Origin of the sequence: Antarctobacter sp., from assembly GCF_034670325.1 — a bacterium.
Classification (GTDB): Bacteria; Pseudomonadota; Alphaproteobacteria; order Rhodobacterales; family Rhodobacteraceae; genus Antarctobacter.
Map to the genome: position 1 here is coordinate 359956 of NZ_JAXMNR010000001.1, position 16752 is coordinate 376707.

Below are 16752 nucleotides of genomic sequence, written 5' to 3' on the forward strand. Positions count from 1 at the left end.
TCATGAAAGACCTCTCAACCCTCACTGGCGCGGTGCATCACGACCGGGTTCACGACAGCGCCGTCAAACACGTCACCGGGCGCGCGGACTACACCGACGACGTCGCCGAACCCGCTGGCACGCTGCACGCCTATCTTGGCGTTGCCACTGTCACCCACGGCACCATTCGCGCGATGAACCTTGACCGCGTGCGGCAGGCCCCCGGCGTCGTTGACGTGCTGACCGCGCGCGATGTGCCCGGCGTCAATGACCTCAGCCCCACGGGCCGCAATGATGAACCGATCTTTCCCGACACCGTCGAATACGACGGCCAGCCGATCTTTGCCGTCATCGCCGACAGCCGCGATGCCGCCCGCCGCGCCGCGGAACTGGCCGACGTCAGCTATGACATCCTGCCGCACGCCACCGACGCGCTGAGCGCACAGGCGGCGGGTCTGCCACAGGTTACCGACCCGCTGAAACTCGAACGCGGTGATCTGGCCGCGGGACAGGCGACTGCGCCGCACCGGATCAAGGCGCGCATGACTGTCGGCGGGCAGGATCACATGTACCTTGAGGGCCACATCGCCTTTGCCATTCCGGGTGAAGATGACGATGTGATTGTCCACTGCTCGACCCAGCACCCCAGCGAGGCGCAGCACATGGTCGCCCATGCGCTGGGAGTGCCGCTGAACGCGGTCACGGTGAACGTGCGCCGCATGGGCGGCGGGTTTGGCGGCAAGGAAAGCCAGATGAACCTGTTTGCCGCCGTGGCCGCCATCGCTGCCAAGCGATTGCACCGCCCGGTCAAGATCCGCCCCGACCGCGATCAGGACATGACCGCCACCGGCAAACGCCATGATTTTGTGATCGACTACGACGTGGCCTTTGATGACGATGGCCGCATCCACGCAGTTGACAGCCATTTCGCTGCGCGCTGCGGCTATTCCTCAGACCTGTCGGGGCCGGTGACGGACCGCGCGCTGTTCCACGCCGACAACGCCTATTTCTACCCGCATGTCCGGCTGACCTCGCTCCCGCAAAAGACCAACACCGTGTCGAACACCGCCTTTCGCGGTTTTGGCGGCCCACAAGGGGTCATCGCCGCCGAGAGGATGATCGAAGAGGTCGCCTATGCCCTTGGCAAAGACCCGCTGGAGGTGCGCAAGACCAATTTCTACGGGGCAGAGGGCCGCGACCTGACGCCCTATCACCAGCAGGTCACGGACAATATCATCGGACGGGTGGTCGATGAACTGGCAGACAGCGCCCAGTATCAGGCCCGCCGCGCCGAGATCCTGCAACACAACGCGCGGGGCGGCATCCTGCGGCGCGGCATCGCGCTGACTCCGGTCAAGTTCGGGATCTCGTTTACCGCCACGCACTACAATCAGGCAGGGGCGCTGGTGCATGTCTACAACGACGGCTCTATCCACCTGAACCACGGCGGCACCGAGATGGGTCAGGGTCTGAACACCAAGATCGCGCAGGTTCTGGCAGACGCCTTTCAGGTGGATTTCGACCGTATCAAGATCACCAAGACCACAACGGAAAAGGTCCCCAACACCTCTGCCACCGCCGCCTCCAGCGGATCGGATCTGAACGGCATGGCGGCGCTGGATGCCGCCGACCAGATCAAGGCGCGGCTGGTGACGTTTGCCGCCGAGACATGGGGCGTGGCGGCGGAAGAAGTGCGGTTTCTGCCCAACGCCGTGCAGATCGGCGCAGAGGTGGTGCCCTTTGATACCCTCATCCGCCGGGCCTATATGGCGCGCGTCCACCTGTCGGCGGCGGGCTTTTACAAGACGCCCGACATTCACTGGGACCGCGCGGCGGGCAAGGGGCGGCCGTTCTTTTACTACGCCTACGGTGCCGCCTGTTCCGAGGTCACGATCGACACGCTGACCGGCGAATACCGGGTCGACCGGACCGACATCCTGCATGACGTGGGCCGCTCGTTGAACCCGGTGCTGGATCGCGGTCAGGTCGAGGGCGCGTTTTTGCAGGGTATGGGCTGGCTGACCACAGAAGAACTCTGGTGGGACGATCAGGGACGCCTGCGCACGCACGCGCCCTCGACCTACAAGATCCCGCTGGCCAGCGACCGGCCCCGCATCTTTAACGTCGCCTTGGCGGAATGGTCGGAAAACCGTGAGCGCACCATCAAACGGTCCAAGGCCGTGGGAGAGCCGCCCTTCATGTTGGGCATCTCCGTGTTCGAGGCGCTGTCGATGGCCGTCGCAAGCGTCGCCGACTATCGCATTTGCCCACGTCTGGATGCGCCCGCCACCCCCGAACGGGTGCTGATGGCCGTCGAGCGGCTAAAGGCGGGGTGATCCGATGACGCGCGCAACGCTTTCGTGCTTTCTCAACCGCCCCGGCCCGGTCGTGCGCCTGCATCTGTCCCGCGTGCGTGGCTCTTCCCCGCGTGAGGCGGGGGCACAGATGTTCGTCACCGCCGAGGCGCTGTTCGGCACCATCGGCGGCGGCCAACTGGAACACCGCGCCATCGACGCCGCGCGGCAGATGCTGCGCGCCGGGGACATGGCGCGGCACCTCGACCTGCCACTGGGCCCCGAAATCGGCCAGTGCTGCGGCGGGCGGGTCGAGGTCTCACTGACCCGGATGAGTCGCACAGACCGGCAAAAGGCCATCGAGGCCGACATGGTGGCGCAAGAGGCACAACCCGCCGTCTATATCCTTGGCGCGGGCCATGTCGGGCGGGCGCTGGCACAACAGTTCCAGCACCTGCCGGTGCGCACCATCCTGATCGACCAGCGCGCCGAGGAACTCAGCCTGTCCGACGCCGCCGTTGAAACACGGCAAAGCGCGATCCCCGAGTTTGACATCCTGACCGCCCCCGCAGGCAGCGCGTTCGTCGTGCTGACCCATGATCACGGGCTGGACTTTCTGCTGGCCTCCGCCGCGCTGGAACGGCGCGACGCGGCCTATGTGGGGCTGATCGGATCGGCCACCAAGCGGGTGAAGTTCCGCAACTGGTGCCACTCACATTGCGATGGCCTGTCCATCGCACCCCTGATCTGCCCCATCGGGGCAGCCGGTAGCCGCGACAAGCGGCCAGCCGTGATCGCCGCCTTTGTCGTGGCGGACGTGATCGCGGCGCTGACCTGTGAACCTGCCGAAGACCACCCCGAACGGGGCACCGCGCCGCATATCGCGGCGCAGTGAACAGCGCCGACACCGGACGCCCTGAGGAGAGACGCGCCCGGTGCCGGATCACAAAGAGGAGGTCCCCATGAGGGATGGGAGTTACACCTACAGGCTGTTTCACCGCAGCGACTTCAGCGCGTTCTGGGCGCTGTTCACCGACAACCTGATCAACCTGATGGTTCTGGCGGGCATCTGCCAGTTTGTCTTTCAGATGCCGGCAGAAATTGTCTTTGGCCGCATCGTGCCGGGCGCGGCTTTTGCGATCCTTGCCGGGATCGCGGTCTATGTCTGGCTTGCCAAACGCGCCGCCACGCAGCATGGCCGGGATGTCACCGCCCTGCCCTACGGCATCTCGACCCCGGTGATGTTTGTCTATCTCTTCGGCGTGATCGGCCCCATCTACTGGTCGACGAACGACCCCGTTCTTGCCTGGCAGGTGGGCATCGGGGCGGGCTTTATGGGCGGCATCGTGGCGGCGATGGGTGCGATCGTCGGCCCCTGGCTGAAACGGGTGACACCGCGCGCGGGCATGTTGGGCACACTCTGCGGCATCGCTCTGGTGTTCATCGGCACCGTGCCGCTGGCCATCGTCTTTGAGAACCCGTTTGTCGGCTTTGCCTCGATGATTATCATTCTCTGGGGTCTTGTCGGGCGCTTTCGCCTGCCATGGAACGTGCCTGCCGGTCTGCTGGCCCTGATCGTCGGCACGGTTGTGGCCTTTGCCATGGGCGAGGCAAAGATCAGCGCCGAGGGCGTCGGATTTTACCCGCCGCTGCCCTACGTCGGCGACCTGATCGCGGGTATCCAGCATCTGTTTGCCAACCCCGAGCTGTTCCTCGTGCTGGTGCCGGTGCAGATCTACAACTTCATCGAAACCATGAACAACGTCGAAAGCGCCGAGGCTGCGGGCGATCACTATCCGGTCGCCACCTGCCAGATCACCGACGGCGTCGGCACCATGATCGGCGCTGTCTTTGGCTCGCCGTTTCCGACCACCGCCTATATCGGCCACCCGGCCTACAAACGGATGGGCGCGCACGCGGGCTATATCATCGGCGTGGGCGCGGTCATTCCGCTGGCCGCCGTCTTTGGCCTGCTGGCGTTCCTCAACAACCTGATCCCGGTCGCCGCCGCAGCGCCCGTGCTGGTCTTTGTGGCACTCAGCCTTGTGACCAACACCGCCCATTCGGTAAAACCCGATCACATGGCCGCCGTGACCATCGCGATGATGCCGCATGTCTCGGCCTTTCTGATGGTCAAATGGGGCTCGCTCATGGGCGCGCTGGGGGCAAGCGGGGTCGAGGGCCTGCCGCAACTGGGCGATCCCGCGCTCACCGCCGCGCTGCTGCAACAGGGCGCGCATTTTGAGGGCCATCTTGCGCTCAGTCAGGGGGCGATCCTGACCGGGTTGATCTGGGGCGCGATTGTGGCCTCGGTGATCGACGGACGGTTCCGCAACGCGGGCGGCTTTGCCCTTGCGGCGGCGGCGATGTCCTCTGTCGGCATCATCCACGGTGCCAGCCTGCACTGGCCGGAATTGGGCGGCGTCTCTGCCGGCTATCTGATCGCGGCGACCTTCCTCTATGTCTATCCGCTGTTCCACCGCGACGACACGCCCCAGCCCGCGCTGGATGAGGTCACAACCCCGGCGGAATAACGCGCCACAAACAACCGGGCGGGCCAGACACGGCCCGCCCCCCATGAACCTTTCCCACAATGGACATGCCAAATGACCCAGACCCCCAGCCGGGTGCTGCTGCGCGGGCGCATCCTTGACTTCAAGGCAGAGCCGCAGGACGACCGCGACACCGATGCCTTTAGCTATCATGAGGACGGCGCGATCCTGATCAAGGACGGCCTAATCGAGGCCGCAGGCCCCTATGCCAGCGTGCTGGCGCAGGCGCATGACGTGCCGGAAATCGACCACAGGCCACACCTTTTGATGCCGGGTTTCATCGACACCCATATCCATTTCCCGCAAGCACAGGTGATCGCCTCATGGGGGGCGCAACTGCTGGACTGGCTCAACACCTATACCTTCCCCGAAGAGACCCGCTTTGCCGATCCAGCCCACGCGGCGGCGATGGCGTCGGGCTTTTACGATCTGCTGATCGGGCACGGCACCACCTCGGCGGTGGCGTTCTGCTCGGTCCACGCCGCCTCGGTCGATGCGTTTTTCACAGAGGCCGCGCGGCGCAACATGCGCATGATCGGCGGCAAGGTCATGATGGACCGCAACGCGCCCGACGGTTTGCGGGACACGCCGCAATCCTCCTACGACGACAGCAAGGCGCTGATCGCCAAATGGCACGGCAAGGACCGCGCGCACTACGCCATCACCCCCCGTTTTGCCATCACCTCGACCCCGGACCAACTGGACATGGCGGGCGCCTTGGTGGCTGAACATCCGGATTGCTACGTCCAGACCCACCTGAGCGAAAATCACGATGAGATCGCCTATACCGCCCAGCTTTACCCCGATGCGCCGGATTATCTGGGGGTCTATGAGGCCCACGGCCTGCTGACCCCCCGCACCCTGCTGGGCCATTCCATCCACCTGACCCCGCGTGAGATTGACGTGCTGTCCGACACCGGCGCAAAGCCCGTGTTCTGCCCGACCTCCAACCTGTTTCTGGGCAGCGGGCTGTTCGACGATGCGGGCCTGCGCGGGCGCAGCATCTGCAACGCCATCGCGACGGATGTCGGCGCGGGCACCAGCTATTCCATGCTTCAGACCCTCAACGAGGGCTACAAGGTGCTGCAACTTCAGGGACAAAAACTGCACCCCCTGCGCGCCTTCCACTGGATCACGCGCGGCAATGCCGTGGCACTGGGGCTGGAGGACCGCATCGGAACGCTGGCACCGGGGACAGAGGCGGATATCGTCGTGCTGGACGCCCGCGCGACACCGGCTGCGGCGCTGCGGATGGCGCGGGCCGACACCCTGTCCGAAGAGCTGTTCGTGCTGCAAATGCTGGGGGATGATCGCGCGGTGGCCGAGGTCTATCTGGCCGGTCAGGCGGCCAAGAACGGCACGGTTGCGGCGCGGGCGCTGGTCGGGGCTTGAGACCGCCCCAAAAGGAAAAGCGGCGTGCCCGGCACGCCGCTTCTCGATGTCGTCAAAGGTTGGCTTCAGGCGCTATCGCTGCGGCCCTTACCGTGCCCGGACAGGCCGCCAGACACTTCCTCTGTTGCCTCGTCGCTCAGTTCCTCCGGCAGAACAAGGTTCAGCACGATGGCGATCAGCGCCGCTGGCAGGATACCCGAGGTCGCCAGAACTTTCAGCGTGCCGGGCAGGTATTGCAGGGCGTCCGGCTCCAGTTGCAGGCCAAGACCCAGCGACAGCGCGATGGCAAAGATCACCATGTTGCGGCGATTCCACGTCACGTCCGACAGCATCGAGATACCGGCGGCCACAACCATCCCGAACATCACGATCACACCGCCGCCCAGCACCTCGATCGGGATCGAAGAGATGATGGCACCGATCTTCGGCACCAGACCGCAGACGATCAGGAAGATCGCGCCGATGGTCACCACATGGCGGCTCATGACGCCGGTCATGGCGATCAGGCCGACGTTCTGGCTGAACGAGGTGTTGGGCAGCGCGCCGAACAGGCCGGAAATCGCCGTGCCGATCCCGTCGGCAAAGGTCGCGCCCTGGATCTCTTTGTCGGTCGCCTCACGGCCCGCGCCGCCTTTGGTGATGCCGGACACGTCACCCACGGTTTCCACCGCCGAGACAAAGGACATCAGGCAAAAGCCGACAATCGCCGCGACAGAGAACTCCATGCCAAAATGCAGCGGGTGCGGCAGGGCAAAGGACGCGGCCCGGCCGACATTGCCCAGATTCACCTGACCCAGCGCAAAGGCCACGGCATATCCCACCAGCAATCCGACCAGCACCGCGGAAATCGACAGCATCCCGCGGGTGAAGAACTTCAGCCCCAGCGTCACAAGGATCACCACCCCGGCCATGGTCCAGTTCAACGCCGAGCCATATTCCGGCGTGCCGATGGCAGGCACGCCACCCGCCGCGTATTGGACACCGACCTTGACCAGCGCGAGGCCGATCATCGTCACCACCAGACCCGTCACCAGCGGCGGCAGCGCAAAGCGCAGCTTGCCGATGAATAGCCCGAGGAAGGCGTGGAACATGCCGCCCACAAGGATGCCGCCCATCAGCACGGCGATGGCGTCCACGCCTTTGCCCGCAACCAGCGGGATCATGATCGGGATAAAGGCAAAGGACGTGCCCTGCACGATGGGCAGGCGCGCGCCCACCGGACCGATGCCGATGGTCTGAAACAGCGTCGCGATGCCGGCAAAGAACATCGACATCTGGATCATGTAGATCATCTGCGGGAAATCGGCGCTGTTGGAGCCAAAGCCAAACCCCGCCGCGCCGCAGACGATAATCGCGGGCGTGACGTTCGACACGAACATCGCCAGAACGTGTTGAATCCCCAGTGGTATCGCCTGAGCAATCGGCGGCGTATAATTTGGATCGCGGAGCTGCTCCGCAGTTCCGATGCTTGTATCAGCCATTTCCAGTCCCCTCTGCTGTTTCCTTCCGCGCCCGCTTGTTTCGCGGTGGGCGGTCTTATCCTTCGATGTGATAGGGCGCGTCGAAGAAATGCTCTTCGAGGTTGGGCCCCCCGCCGATCCGGTCGACAACCGCGAACAGCCCCGGCGCATGAAGCGGGGTCAGAACCCCGTGCCACACGCCCCGGTGATAGTTCACGCCCTGTCCGGCCTGTGTCAGAAACGCCCGTGGGCGACCGGGTTTGCCGCCCTCGTCCGGCGCGACGATGACCAGAAACGGATCAAAACTCATGGGCAGAAAGGCCTGACTGCCCTCCGGGTGACGCTCGACCATGTCCAGCACCAGCGGCAGCGCGCGCGGCTCTGCCTTGAACAGGCTGATACCCGCGCGGCCATCGGCAAAATCCACCGTGGCGCGGTCGTGAAACCGCCCGCACAGGCCCTGATTGATGATCTTGTCCGGCGCGCCGGTGGTTTCCAGCACATCCCCGAACGGCGCAAATTCAGCGGCCTCCAGCGGTTCGATCGCGATCCGCACGCTCATGCGCCGAACTTCTGTTGCAGACGCAATTCGGCGATCCGCTCCACCTGTCGGCAGGCCTCGGCGAATTCCGTCTCGCGGTCGTTGCTGACCCGGCGCTGAAAGGCCGCCATGATCGAGGATTTGGTGTTGTCGCGCACCGCGATGATGAAGGGAAAGCCGAACTTTTCGGTATATGCCTCGTTCAACGCGGTGAATGTTTCCCGCTCTGCATCGGTCAGCGCGTCCAGCCCGACAGAGGCTTGCTCCTCCGTCGACTCGGCGGTCAGGCGCTTGGCCTCTGCCAGCTTGCCCGCCAGATCAGGGTGCGCGGTCAAGACGCCCAGCCGCTGCGCCTCAGAGGCGGTGCGGAACACCCGCGCAAGGGCGGAATGAACCCCGGCGGCAGTGTCATGCGTCGGCCCCAGCTCAAGGTCGCAGGCCCCTTCGGCAATCCACGGGCTGTGCTCGAATATGCCGCCGAACTCCTCGACAAAGCGGGCCTTGTCCATCTCCGATGGCCGCTCCCACGTCACCGGCGGATGTTCTTGCGCCCAATGGTCGGCAATCTCTTCGCGGGTGGCAAACCAGACACCCTCATGGCGCATCATATAGTCCAGAGCGCGTTTCAACGCCAAGGCCCGCCCCGGACGGCCCGCAATACGGCAGTGCAGCCCGATCGATAGCATCTTGGGCGCGCCTGCCTCACCCTCGGCGTACAGCATGTCAAAGCTGTCGCGCAGATAGCTTTCGAACTGGTCGCCATTGGTGAAACCCGCCTGAATCCCGAACCGCATGTCATTGCAGTCCATCGTATAGGGCACGATCAGCTGATCCTTGCCGCCCGCACGGGTCCAATAGGGCAAGTCGTCAGAATAACTGTCTGAAATATAGGCGAAATCCCCCTCTTCCGCCGCCAGATCAACCGTATTCATAGAGCAGCGCCCGGTGTACCAGCCGCGCGGCGGCGTGCCGACAACCTCGGTGTGCAGGCGGATCGCCTCGCGGATCTGGGCTCGCTCTTCTTCGGCGTCCATGTCCTTGTGCTCGACCCATTTCAGCCCGTGACTGGCGATTTCCCACCCTGCCGCTTTCATCGCGGCGACCTGTTCAGGCGCGCGCGCCAGCGCCGTCGCCACACCGTAGATCGTGATTGGAAGGTCCTTCAGCATCCGGTGAATCCGCCAGAACCCGGCCCGCGCGCCGTATTCATACAGCGTTTCCATGTTCCAGTGCCGCTGGCCGACCCACGGCTGCGCGCCGGTGATCTCGGACAAAAAGGCCTCTGACGCCGCGTCCCCATGCAGGATATTGTTTTCACTGCCTTCTTCGTAGTTCAGCACGATCTGCACAGCGATCCGGGCGTTCCCGGGCCAGTTTGCCACTGGCACCTGCGCGCCATGGCCGGTCATATCTCGCGGATAACGTCTCACGTCTTGCGGTCCTTTCTGTTTGGACTTCAATAAACCAGAAAATCTTCGGGGTTTTTCAAAAAGATTTTGAAGGAGCCTTTGGCTGCGCCACCTTTGTCTCTTTGCAGTCATGATGACTACAAGTCAGACAAGCAACGAGGAGACACGCCGTGACAGGCTATTTGACCACCCATGTTCTAGACACTGCGCGCGGTTGCCCGGCGGAGGGCCTGAAAATTGAGCTTTTCCGGATCGAGGGCGACAGCCGCACACCTCTCAAGACCCTGACCACCAATGCCGATGGCCGCACGGATGAACAGATCCTGCCCGCCGATCAGTTCCGGGTCGGGGTCTACGAATTGGTGTTTTACGCGGGCGCTTATCTGGATGCCACCGGCACCCCGCCCGAAGAGCCGCGCTTTCTGGACGTGATCCCGCTGCGTTTCGGCATGTCCGACGCAGCCGCGCACTATCACGTGCCGCTGCTGCTGTCCCCGTTTGGGTACGCGACTTATCGGGGCAGTTGACCCCTGTCAGCCGGGCAAATCGGTGTCGCGAATCGTGGCACCGATCCGGTCGACCATGAACTCCATGAACAACCGTGTCTTGGGGTCCTGCCGCCGCCGGTGCGTGAACAGGCAGGCCATCTGGATCGGTTCCGGCGGTGTTGCGACCGCCACGGGCACCAGCGCCCCGGACGTCAGATGGTCGATGACCTCAAAGACCGGCTTCATCACGACCCCCTGCCCGTCCAGCGCCCAATCCGTCAGCACATCGCCATCGTCGGATTCGTAGCGCCCCGACACCCGGAACCGGCGTGGCCCTTCTGGTGTGATCAGCCGCCACTGGAATTCCGTCGCACCGGGAAACCGCAGGCTGAGGCATTCATGCCCCTGCGCGATCAGGTCATCGCCATGCGCGGGCATCCCTCGCGCCGCGACATAGCCCGGAGCGGCGCACAGGATGCGCGTCACGTCGGCGATCTTGCGGATACGCAGGTTGCTGTCCTCTGGCTGGCCCAGAAAAAACGCAAGGTCCAGCCCCTCTGTCGTCAGGTCCACGGTGCGGTCGGTCAGACGCAGGCGCACGCTGACCTCTGGATAGGCTTTCAGGAACGCTGGCACCTGCGGCGCGATCAGACGCCGCCCAACCCCCAGCGGCGCGGCAACATACAGCGACCCGCGCGGGTTCTCGGTGATGTTGACGATTTGCGCCTCGGCGTTTTCCACCGCCTCAAGGATCTCTGTCGCGCCGCGATAAAACGACTGCCCCTGTTCGGTCGGCGTCAGACTGCGCGTGGTGCGCTGGAACAGCCGCACGCCCAGATGCTCCTCAAGTTGTGAAATCCGCGACGAGGTGACCGCCGGAGACACCCGCAGATCACGCCCGGCCGCGGACATACTGCCCAATTCATAGACTCGGACAAAGGTGCGGATGTTGTCGAGATAGGACATTCTTCGAATTTATTTGATACTGCTTGGCGTTCCCCGGCGATACCAGAATAAATGGACCTCGACTAGTCTGCTCCAAGGTTTGGATTTTCGGAGGACTGCCATGTACGATCTGGCAATCATATGGGATTGGCTGGCCTTTTCGGTCCGCTGGCTTCACGTCATCACAGCGATCGCCTGGATCGGGTCATCGTTCTACTTTGTCGCCCTCGATCTGGGCCTGAAAAAGGTGCCGCATCTGCCGGTCGGCGCGCATGGTGAGGAATGGCAGGTTCACGGCGGCGGCTTCTACCACATCCAGAAATACCTGGTCGCACCGGAAAACATGCCCGAGCATCTGGTCTGGTTCAAATGGGAAAGTTATGCGACCTGGCTGTCGGGCGCGGCGCTCTTGATGATCGTCTACTGGGTCGGCGGAGAGCTGTTCCTGATCGACCCGACCAAGGCCGATCTGTCGCTGTTGCAGGCCATCGTGATCTCGGCCGGGTCGCTGACCATCGGCTGGATCTGCTACGACTTCCTGTGCAAGTCCAAGCTGGGTGAGACGCCCACAGCCCTGATGCTGCTGCTATTTGTGATCCTTGTGGCGATGTCCTGGGGCTACAATCAGGTCTTTACCGGACGCGCGGCGCTGTTGCACCTCGGCGCGTTCACCGCCACCATCATGACGGCCAACGTCTTTCTGATCATCATCCCGAACCAGAAGATCGTGGTTGAGGACCTCAAGGCAGGCCGCTCTCCCGATCCGAAATACGGCAAGATCGCCAAGCTGCGCTCGACCCACAACAACTACCTGACGCTGCCGGTGGTGTTCCTGATGCTGTCGAACCACTATCCGCTGGCCTTTGGCACGCAGTACAGCTGGATCATCGCCAGCCTGATCTTTCTGACCGGCGTCACCATCCGGCATTACTTCAACACCCTGCATGCAACCGGCAAGGGGCCGACATGGACATGGCCCGCGACGGTGCTGATCATGATCTTGATCGCATGGCTGTCCACGGTGCCCGGTATGGACACCTACGAAGAGTCCGAGGCCCGCGCGCTGACCCCTGTCGAACAGAAGTTTGCCTCTGTCGACAGCTTTGAAGAGGCCTATTACGCCGTCGTTGGCAACTGCTCGATGTGCCACGCCAGAGAGCCGGGATGGGAGGGCCTGCACTGGCCCCCCAAAGGCGTCGTCCTTGAAACAGAGGCCGATGTCGCCCGCCATGCCAAACAGGTCTACCTGCAAGCGGGCCGCAGCCACGCGATGCCGCCGCCCAACGCGATCCAGATGCGGACCGAGGACCGCGCCAGCATCATCGCATGGTACAAGGATGCCACCGGCGGCTGACCGCCGCCATGCGCCGCGGATCACGCAACCATCCGCGGCCTGCCATCCGGACAAAGAAAAACCCCGCACGCCGCAGCGTCGGGGTTTTTAGCGATATCCGTAGAATTTCGCCACTTTCTTTCGCCCTACCGGGTGGTAGTGGCGGACCGAGGAGGATTCGAACCCCCGACCCCTTGATTCGTAGTCAAGTACTCTATCCAGCTGAGCTATCGGTCCGTGAGGGGGGGATTTACCCCCCGTGTCCGGCCTTGGCAAGGGGCTTGGCAAGGTTTTTGTGGATGATCCCGCAAAAGATGCAGGCCCCCATGCAGCAGATCAATGGTGCTTGTTGCCCGCCTGTCAGGCAGGTCCCAAGAAACCTGTATCGGTGTCGGACACATGGCAGTGATTTACGTGACGCCAATCGGCGAAGATTTCCCCGGAACACTGCTCTCGGATACGATCTTTGGCCTTGAGGGTGACAACACGCTGCGCGGTCTGGGCGGCAACAACTTGCTTGAAGGCAATGATCTGCTATTCACCTGACACAGGCGTTCAACTCGCGTCACCCATCGGCAGGCGGATCTCAAAGCAGGTGCCGGTGTCGTCGCTGCTGGCCAGCCGCAGGCTGCCGCCGTGGCCGCGCACCAGTTCGGCGACAATCGCCAGACCCAGCCCCGACCCGCCCTTGCGCACACCGCCCTGAAACGCCTGAAACAGATGTTCGCGCGCCTTGGGCGGCAGCCCCGGCCCGGTGTCTGACACGGTGATCACCCAATCCTCATCCTCGGCATGGGCAGCGACGTTGATCTCACCGGGTTGCCCGGTGGCGACGATGGCCTGCCGCGCATTGCGGATCAGGTTCGACAGCGCGCGGTAGATCTGCTCGGAATCGGCGCGCACCGTCATGCTGGCGGGGATGTCCTCGGACAGGCTGACGTCGTGATCGTCCAGCGCCAGCCGCTCTGCCTCCAGCACCTCGTTGGTCAACTCGGACAGGTTGAACAGCATCAGGCTGGGCGCGGGCTCTTCTGCCCGGCCAAAGGCCAAAGTGTTCTCGCACAGCGAAATCGCCCGCGTGATCGAGTTCACCAGCTTGGGCGCCATCCGCTGCACCGCCGGGTCCTCTGACATCTCGATCCGGTCGGTGAACAACTGCGCCGAGGTCAGGATGTTGCGCAGATCGTGGCTGACCCGCGCCATCGCACCGCCCAGCTGCGCCAGCCGGTCCTTTTGCCGCAATGCCTGCGTCAACTGCGTCTGTAGCAATTGCAGCGACTCCTCGGCCTCGCGCAATTCACGCACCGTGGCAGAGGGGCGAATGATCCGCCGCGCGTCCTCTGGCGCGTCGGCGTACTTCTGGATGTGCCCAACCACCCTCTTGATCGGCTTCACCAGCAGGCGGCGCACCGCAAGGAACAACAGCATCGCCGTGATGATAGAGATCACCGCCGACAGCAGCAGGATGCGCACGCCGTAATCAATCATGGCCATCCGCAACGGGCCGCTGTCCATCGTGACCTCGATCAGCTCACCGCCATCCTGCAACGGCGCGCCCATCACACGGATCACCTGCGGCCGCGTATCCACCAGACAGGCCAGCGCGTCGCGCATCAACTCCCACGCCGGGGCATCGCGCAGATCGAACGACCGCGACACCTCGCCGGGGATCGGGGAGGACAGCACCAACTGGCGGATCTCATCGCGCCTGAGCACCACGTTGTAGACGCCCGCATTGGCCAGCAGTTCCGCCTCCAGTTCCGGCTCGATCATGTCGTCCGCCAGCAGCGCCAGAGAGGCGATCTGCGCCCGTTCCAGCCGCGCCAGCAGGTAATCCTCGCGGAAGCGCGCCACCGACGGCATGAAAATCAGCACTTCGGCCATCATCACGAAGATGACGGTCAGGATCAGGAATCGGCCGGAAAGGGTATTGAGCATGAGGCGTTATCGCATTCAGGGCAGCCAGCGCTGGACCAGCCGGACCACTTTCTTGACGGTGTCGTTCTCAAACAACTTCGGAGAGAAATAGGCACCCGCGACGCGTTTGTTAATCTCTCCAATCGTCGGATAAGGCGAAACCATGTTGGAAACCGCGCTGATCTTCAACCCGTTGGCGATGACAAGCGACCACAGGTTGATCAATTCCCCCGCCTGATGACCGGCAATGGACACGCCCACCGGCCTGCCCTTGACCACCATCAGCTTGATCAGACCCTTGGTCTTGCGCTCTGCGATGGCGCGGTCGTTGTGGTGGTAGTGAAAGCGCGCCACCTCTAGCCGATCACCATGTTCCTCGCGCGCCTGCGCCTCTGTCAGTCCGACCTGCGCCAGTTCCGGCTGGGTATAGGTGGCCCAGGGGATATGCGCGGTCTTGGTCTTGGCGGGCAGGCCGAATAGCGCAGAGCGGATGACAATCCCGGCATGATAGCCCGCCACATGGGTGAATTGCAGGCCGCCCGCCGCGTCGCCAATGGCATAGACGCGCCGGTTGGTGGTCTTCAGGCTGTCGTCCACCTTGACGCCCGACTTGGTCGGCTCAACCCTCGCCACCTCCAGATTCAACTTATCCAGATTGGCCTTGCGCCCCACGGCCACCAGCAGGTGAGAGCCTTTGAAAACGCGCCCGTCCTTGGTTTCGACCTCGATTGCGCCCGCTTGGCCGCGCACCTCCTGCGCCAGCGCCTCTTCGGCGATCTCGATGCCCTCGGCGCGCAATTGATCCAGCACGATTTCCGCCAGTTCCGGGTCGTCCTTGCCCAGCGCCTTGGCCCCTTCGATCACCGTCACCTGTGACCCCAGCCGCCGGTGCGCCTGCGCCATCTCCATGCCGATAGGACCGCCGCCGATGATCAGCAGATGGTCGGGCCGCTCACGCAGCTCCCACAGCGTTTCATTGGTCAGATAGGGCACGGCGTCCAGACCGGGGATCGGCGGCACCAGCGGCGACGAGCCCGTGGCAATCACGATCCGCCGCGCGGTGATGCGATAGCCGCCCGCCTCGACCACACGATCCGAGGTAAAGCGACCGTATTCGCGGATCACCCGCACGCCGAACCCCTCAAACCGTTCCTGACTGTCGACCGGTTCGATCTGTGCGATCACGTCGGCCACATGGGCCTGTGCTGCGGCGTAATCCACCTGCGGGACGGCATCCGCGACGCCGTAGACCTCTGCATGGCCCATCGCATAGGCGGTCTTGGCGCTGGCAATCAGCGCCTTGGACGGCACACAGCCATAGTTCAGGCAATCGCCGCCCATCTTGTGACCCTCCAGCAGGATCACATCGGCCCCCATCTGGCTGGCCCCCGCCGCGACAGACAGGCCGCCCGAGCCAGCGCCAAGGATCAGCAGATCACAGGTCAGGTTTTCCATGATCAAAGCCCCTTCTTGCCGCGAATGGCCTTGATCAGGATCGGCAGGGCCGACAGCGCCGCAAGGCCAAGGATCGGGCCGATGATATGCGGCTCAAAGATGATGCTCAGGTCCGGGGTCTCACCCCGTTCGAACACCTCGCCCAGACCGGCCCCGACAGAGGTATAGACCACCGTGCCCGGAATGATGCCCAGAAAGGTCGAGATGACAAAGCGGTGCAGCGGCACCTCCAGAAAGGCCGGGACCAGATTGGCGATAAAGAACGGCACCGCCGGAACCAGACGGATCAGGAACAGCATTGACCATTGATTCTCGTCGATGCCCTCCTTGATCTTCTTCACCATGCCTTGTGAAGTTTCCAGCCGCTCACCCAGCTTTGCGCCCAGCCCCCAGCGCGCCGCCAGAAAGATGGCGGTCGCCCCGGCTGTCGCGGCAATGATGTTGAACAGGCTGCCCGGAAAGGTGGCAAAGAGAAAGCCGCCGGTCAGTGTGGCGATGGTCGCGCCCGGCAGCGAAAAGGCCACGATGGCCACATAGACCAACAGGAACACCGTCAGCGTCGCGATATAGTGTGTGTCGCGGAACGCCAGCAGCGCCTCGCGGTTATCGGCCAGCGTCTGAAAGCTCAGCACATCGCCCAGCGCGAAATACCCGGCCAAGGCGGCGACGCCGATGGCGATCAGGGGCAGGTGGCGTTTCAGGCCGGTCGGGCGATGCGGGGTCTGGGTCATGTCACTCATGTTGTCGTGGGCCTTTGTCGGGGTCTGCTGGCATAAAACATGCGGCGCGGATGGTCCCGGCAACAGGGGGTTCACGGGCGCTTGATCCCGGGTCATGCCAAACGTGAGAAATCCGGCCCGCAAAGGCCAGAGTGAAACATTTCCCACCCCGTGACGCGGGTGGTTTGTTGCAAAGCGGGCGGATGATCCGGGTGATTTGACGCGGGTCGGCGACTTGACCGGGCCGCGCAAAGGTGAAGAAAGGGTA

Annotated in this window: 14 protein-coding genes and 1 tRNA gene; 7 read left to right on the top strand and 8 right to left on the bottom strand. The window is 63.6% G+C overall.

The window, feature by feature from the left end:
* Positions 1-2 precede the first annotated feature (2 nt).
* The 4 genes from xdhB (at position 3) to guaD (ending at position 6217) form a co-directional block, all read left to right on the top strand.
* Positions 3-2315 (top strand): xanthine dehydrogenase molybdopterin binding subunit, encoded by a 2313-nt coding sequence (xdhB, locus tag VOI21_RS01795; RefSeq protein WP_323767105.1) that lies wholly within the window; start codon positions 3-5, stop codon positions 2313-2315.
* A 4-nt stretch (positions 2316-2319) separates the two neighbouring features.
* The gene (gene xdhC / locus VOI21_RS01800; RefSeq protein ID WP_323767106.1) at positions 2320-3168 is read left to right on the top strand and encodes a xanthine dehydrogenase accessory protein XdhC; all 849 of its coding nucleotides are present in this window, start codon (positions 2320-2322) and stop codon (positions 3166-3168) included.
* Between the two features lie 67 nt (positions 3169-3235).
* A complete protein-coding gene (locus VOI21_RS01805; protein WP_323767107.1) occupies positions 3236-4807 on the top strand; it encodes a xanthine/uracil/vitamin C permease in 1572 nt (523 codons plus the stop codon).
* Positions 4808-4879: 72 nt separating this feature from the next.
* Positions 4880-6217: a guanine deaminase gene (guaD, locus tag VOI21_RS01810; protein WP_323767108.1), complete on the top strand. Its 1338-nt coding sequence runs from the start codon at positions 4880-4882 to the stop codon at positions 6215-6217.
* 65 nt (positions 6218-6282) lie between these two features.
* On the opposite strand, the gene VOI21_RS01815 is transcribed toward guaD, so the two are convergent.
* Genes VOI21_RS01815 through puuE form a run of 3 tightly spaced genes read right to left on the bottom strand, consistent with a single transcriptional unit; the run spans position 6283 to position 9648 of the window.
* Entirely contained in the window at positions 6283-7698 is a 1416-nt protein-coding gene (locus VOI21_RS01815) for a nucleobase:cation symporter-2 family protein (RefSeq protein WP_323767109.1), read from the bottom strand.
* 55 nt (positions 7699-7753) lie between these two features.
* Positions 7754-8239 (bottom strand): ureidoglycolate lyase, encoded by a 486-nt coding sequence (locus tag VOI21_RS01820; protein ID WP_323767110.1) that lies wholly within the window; start codon positions 8237-8239, stop codon positions 7754-7756.
* Positions 8236-9648: an allantoinase PuuE gene (gene puuE, locus VOI21_RS01825; RefSeq protein WP_323767111.1), complete on the bottom strand. Its 1413-nt coding sequence runs from the start codon at positions 9646-9648 to the stop codon at positions 8236-8238. The genes VOI21_RS01820 and puuE overlap by 4 nt, the downstream gene beginning before the upstream one ends.
* Positions 9649-9797: 149 nt before the next feature.
* Between puuE and uraH the strand changes: the two genes are divergently transcribed.
* On the top strand, positions 9798-10154 hold the full coding sequence (gene uraH / locus VOI21_RS01830) for a hydroxyisourate hydrolase (protein WP_323767112.1): 357 nt from the start codon (positions 9798-9800) through the stop codon (positions 10152-10154).
* Positions 10155-10160: 6 nt separating this feature from the next.
* On the opposite strand, the gene VOI21_RS01835 is transcribed toward uraH, so the two are convergent.
* Positions 10161-11081 carry a LysR family transcriptional regulator gene (locus VOI21_RS01835; RefSeq protein WP_323767113.1) on the bottom strand — a complete coding sequence of 307 codons (921 nt, stop codon included), beginning with the start codon at positions 11079-11081 and terminating at the stop codon, positions 10161-10163.
* A 100-nt stretch (positions 11082-11181) separates the two neighbouring features.
* On the opposite strand from VOI21_RS01835, the gene VOI21_RS01840 reads away from it, so the two are divergent.
* Entirely contained in the window at positions 11182-12414 is a 1233-nt protein-coding gene (locus VOI21_RS01840) for a urate hydroxylase PuuD (protein WP_323767114.1), read from the top strand.
* Between the two features lie 139 nt (positions 12415-12553).
* Here the strand turns inward: VOI21_RS01840 and VOI21_RS01845 are convergent.
* Positions 12554-12630, bottom strand: a tRNA-Arg gene (locus tag VOI21_RS01845).
* 162 nt (positions 12631-12792) lie between these two features.
* On the opposite strand from VOI21_RS01845, the gene VOI21_RS01850 reads away from it, so the two are divergent.
* A complete protein-coding gene (locus tag VOI21_RS01850) occupies positions 12793-12939 on the top strand; it encodes a hypothetical protein (RefSeq protein WP_323767115.1) in 147 nt (48 codons plus the stop codon).
* A 9-nt stretch (positions 12940-12948) separates the two neighbouring features.
* On the opposite strand, the gene VOI21_RS01855 is transcribed toward VOI21_RS01850, so the two are convergent.
* Genes VOI21_RS01855 through VOI21_RS01865 form a run of 3 tightly spaced genes read right to left on the bottom strand, consistent with a single transcriptional unit; the run spans position 12949 to position 16505 of the window.
* Complete coding sequence (locus tag VOI21_RS01855) at positions 12949-14331, bottom strand: HAMP domain-containing sensor histidine kinase (RefSeq protein WP_323767116.1); 1383 nt, start codon at positions 14329-14331, stop codon at positions 12949-12951.
* 15 nt (positions 14332-14346) lie between these two features.
* Positions 14347-15765 (bottom strand): dihydrolipoyl dehydrogenase family protein, encoded by a 1419-nt coding sequence (locus tag VOI21_RS01860; RefSeq protein WP_323767117.1) that lies wholly within the window; start codon positions 15763-15765, stop codon positions 14347-14349.
* A gap of 2 nt (positions 15766-15767) precedes the next feature.
* On the bottom strand, positions 15768-16505 hold the full coding sequence (locus VOI21_RS01865) for a TVP38/TMEM64 family protein (RefSeq protein WP_416358946.1): 738 nt from the start codon (positions 16503-16505) through the stop codon (positions 15768-15770).
* Between the last annotated feature and the right edge of the window lie 247 nt (positions 16506-16752).